The 4,118-nt window shown below is 58.1% G+C and carries 4 protein-coding genes; all 4 read right to left on the reverse strand.

The genetic code is table 11. From position 1 onward, the window contains the following. On the reverse strand, positions 1 to 600 hold a 600-nt coding region (locus tag ABSG20_RS31260), incomplete at its 3' end, for a phosphotransferase family protein (protein ID WP_423868308.1). Positions 601 to 826: 226 nt separating this feature from the next. Beyond that, positions 827 to 2,563 (reverse strand): ATP-binding protein, encoded by a 1,737-nt coding sequence (locus tag ABSG20_RS31265; RefSeq protein WP_423868309.1) that lies wholly within the window; start codon positions 2,561 to 2,563, stop codon positions 827 to 829. Further along, positions 2,556 to 2,921 (reverse strand): circadian clock KaiB family protein, encoded by a 366-nt coding sequence (locus ABSG20_RS31270; protein ID WP_423868310.1) that lies wholly within the window; start codon positions 2,919 to 2,921, stop codon positions 2,556 to 2,558. Before ABSG20_RS31270 ends, ABSG20_RS31265 begins: the two co-directional genes overlap by 8 nt. Beyond that, a partial coding sequence (kaiC, locus tag ABSG20_RS31275) for a circadian clock protein KaiC (RefSeq protein WP_423868311.1) occupies positions 2,918 to 4,118 on the reverse strand: 1,201 nt, incomplete at its 5' end. The genes ABSG20_RS31270 and kaiC, both read right to left, overlap by 4 nt.

Here is a 4,118-nt window from a genome sequence, read left to right on the forward strand (position 1 = left end):
GGCGGCGACATGCTCATTAACCTTATGGGCGAGACCTGCCTCTCCGCCGCGCTCGGTAAATTCCTTGAGCTTGCGCTGGAATTGGTGGGTCAGGTAGGCCTGCTTTGTCGCATGTGCCGTCCAGATGCCGTCCGGGCCGATATAGCCGAACGCTTCCATCGGGATGCGATGAAACTCGCCAAGCAGCCGGCCGATTTGCGCGTAAGCGGAAAGCCGTTGCGCCGGGGCCAAGGTTGTTTCCAGCTGGCCCAGTATCGAACCATCGAGCCTCGTCATCAATGTGAAGTTCAGACCGAGCAACCTCTTTGAGTCGTCCGCCAGCAGAATGCGCGGCACGGATACGCTGAGGCGGTCCCGGATCAGACCAACGACGGTTACCTCCTTTTGCATCTTACAATGCAATTCGTCGGGATAGACCTTCAGCACGAGCGTCGGTTGCACAGGCTCCACGAAAGAGATCTCGTAGACTGCTGGGATCTCGCCGCCATGAAGCCTTGAGACCGTCGCAACGGCCTGGTCCGAAACGGCCTGATCGACAATCGCCTGGGCCGCCGCGATGGACAATTGCAAGTCGGGCTTGAGTCTCATCGCGGCATCCATTCGAAACCTGTTCCCCTCGCACCAGCGGGACCATGGACGCAAGAGGCGCCTCGCGACATTGGCGGCACGGCAAAAACCGTTCGCCATCAGGCGTAGGATGGGTGGAGCGAAGCGATACCCATCGGTCTTTGCCGACGAAGGCGATGGGTTTCGCGAAGGGCTCAACCCATCCTACGGCCTCAATGACAGCGCGGTGTCAGCGTAATTACGTGTCGCGAGTCGGCTCTCAAACCGCGGACAGCACCCTTGATTTCAAAAGCGCGGCGGCGAGTTCCTCCTGGGTGAACGGCTTCCGTATGATTTCAAATTCCTCGGTACGTTGCAATGCTTCAGGCACGAAGTGGCCCGGAAATCCAGAGGTTGTGAGAATGGCCATTTCAGGTCGCCGGGAACGAATTTCGGAAGCCAGTTCGAAGCCATTCATGCCGCCTGGCATCAATATGTCGGTGAATAGCAGGCTGATTTCCGGGTCCGCTTCCAGGACGGCGAGTGCCTCGGCGCCTGTGCCAGCAGAGCAGGCAGAGTACCCCAGTTCCTGAACCAGCTGCGTGTGAAGTTCGCGTAGTTCGTTATCGTCCTCCACGATTAAAATCTTGGTATGACCGGGTGGTATCGCTTCGAGCGGCTCCGCGATCTGGGGATGAACGACGTCGGCTACCTCTGTCCAGGGCAGATACAGGCGTACCGCCGTTCCCTCTCCGACGGCGCTCTGGATCGAGATATGTCCGCCGGACTGACGAGCAAAGCCATAGACTTGACTCAGTCCAAGTCCCGATCCCTTGCCAACCTCCTTGGTCGTATAGAACGGCTCGAAAACGTGAGAGAGAACCTCGGGGGGCATGCCACCCCCGGTATCCCTCAGGGTGATCGTAACATATTTGCCGGGTGCGATTTCTCCGAGCTTTTCGGCCGCCGGCGCGTCCAACAACACGTTTTCCGTCGAAATCGTGACCGTTCCGCTGTTCTGCATGGCGTCTCGCGCATTGATCGCGAGGTTCAGGATGGCCGATTCCAGCTGGTTCGGATCGACGCGGCATGACCACAATCCGTCGACGAGATCGAAGTCAACGGAGATCTCCGACCCTACGGCTCGACGAACCAGCATTTCAATCTCAGGCAGCAGATCGTTGATGCACAGCGACTCGGGCGTCAGGGTCTGGATGCGAGAAAAAGCGAGAAGTTGCTGGGTCAGTTTTGCCCCTCGCCGAACTGCCAGAAGAACCTGATCGAGTCTCTCGACCAATTGATTGTCGGTAACACGCCGGCGTATGAGATCGAGATTGCCACCGATAATCATCAAGAGATTGTTGAAGTCGTGCGCAAGGCCGCCGGTCAGTTGCCCGACGACCTCCATTTTTTGCGCCTGGTGCAGCAGTGCTTCGGTTCGCCGGCGTTCGGCGATCTGGTCGGCCAGCTTGGCGCCCGCTTCGGCGATTATTTTCTCACTTTGTCGATGCGGGCGCAGGTCCGTCACCACGCCGCAGACAATCCGGCCGTCTGAACTGTCTGGCAGCGGCGATAGCGACAGATTCACTGGAATATGGCCCTGATCCCCCGAGACCAAGGCAATAATGGCTCGGCCGCCGGCCCTGCTGCCCAGCAAAGTTTCAAAAAGCGGAATGTCGGCAGGAACAACCAACTGTTGGAAAGTCGTGCCACTGATCGCCCCGGCGCTTTTTTCCAGCAACGCGGCGAAACCCTCATTGCAATAAACGATCAACCCATCCTGTGAAAGCGTGACGGCGCCTTCCTTCATTTGTTCGATAAGCAGCCGGTACGGACGGTCCGCGTTCGTAACGGTGTATATCTGCTGGCCAAGGGGGCCGCCCACGACCAACGCATCGACGCCGCCGCCCCGGATGACCTCAAGCGCGTCCTCCGCTTCGCGAAGGCGCTCGCGCAGATCCTCGAGTTCGGTGCGTCCGTCATCGCCGAGCTTGTCGGCATCAGCGCTCTCAGCCACGCTTGGTCTCAGTTGTGTTCGAGCGGGTGCGCAAATCGAGACCCACCAGGACCTTATCCGTATTGGATAAATCGCCGATGATGCGACGCAACGGATGGGGAAGTACCTTGATCAAAGTCGGCGCCGCTATGATCTGCTGCTCCTGGCAGGCTTCCGGATGTTGATAGATATCGATAACCTCCAGCGTATAGTGCTCAGCCAGGTGTTCTGCGCATATTCGTCGCATGTTTTCGATGGCGGTGATCGAGCGGGGCGTTTGACCGGTTACATACAGGCGCAGCACGTAATCGAGTTTTGCTGGCGATTGGCTATCGGGCTGGGTGACCACGGGCGGGGCAGGATATTGATCATTTTTCATCGTGACTTTCCTCGCGGCTTGCCGTTGGACCGCGCCTTGACCGCGGGCAATCCGTCCGCTCCGGGCTTCTTGTCATTTGCCGCGGCGCGAATTTTGCGCTGCTGGACCGCTTGGGCATGACGGCGCGCTGAACCAACCAGAACCCCGTCAACGGAGCGATACACATCAAGCAAATGAATGCCGTGTTTGGTGATTTGGTATTCCCGGATCTGGTTGGAGTGGTTCATGCCGCGGGATTTCAAGACATAGAGACCTCGGTTCCGTTCGCCGTCGGCCTCAAGTGCGCCCAGCGATACCCATGTATCGATCAGGGACGGAATCCCCTGGTCGCCCCCTCCAACATGCTCGGCTTCGGAGTTCAGCCTCGTCATGACCGCGGTGATCCCTTTGGTCTTCAGAATATCGACCATGCGCAACAAACAACTGTGGACTTCGGACTCGGAGCCGCGGAACGCCGAGATCGGATCGATAATGGTCGTGGAAGGCTGGAATTCGTCGAGATCACGGTTCATTCGCGCCAGGTGCATTTCGAAGCCGTACAGGGTCGGTCGGGCGGCCTCGAAGCGCAATAACCCGGCATCGACATGCTTCTGCAGGTCGAGCCCTACTGAACGAACGTTACGGACGATCTGACCAGGCGATTCCTCAAATGCAAAATAGACACAGCGCTCTCCACGTTCGCAGGTAGCGTTCGCAAAATGCGAGCCAAAGATCGTCTTTCCTGATCCTGACGCACCCGAAATCAGGACGCTTGAGCCTCTGTAGTAGCCGCCGGCGCCCAGCATGTCATCCAGACCGGGTATCCCGGTCGGAACGGGTTCGCTCGAGGTCTGGTGACGAAGCCCGGCCGATGTAATCGGCAGAACGCTGATTCCCTTATGATCAATCAAGAACGGATATTCGTTGGTGCCATGGGTTGAACCCCTGTACTTGACGATACGGAGCAGCCGCGTGGTGATCTGATTCTGCACCCGGTTTTCCAGAAGGATGACGCAGTCCGAGACGTATTCCTCCAGCCCATGGCGCGTGAGATGACCTTCGCCGCGTTCGCCCGTGATAATCGCGGTGACGTTTTTCTCCTTCAGCCAGGTGAACAGCCGGCGAAGCTCACTGCGCAAAATCGCCGAATTCGACAACCCGGCGAATAGATTCTCGATCGTATCAAGCACCACTCGTTTGGCGCCAATCTTGTCGATC

The sequence above is a fragment of the Bradyrhizobium sp. genome (assembly GCF_049512235.1).
Taxonomy (GTDB): domain Bacteria; phylum Pseudomonadota; class Alphaproteobacteria; order Rhizobiales; family Xanthobacteraceae; genus Bradyrhizobium.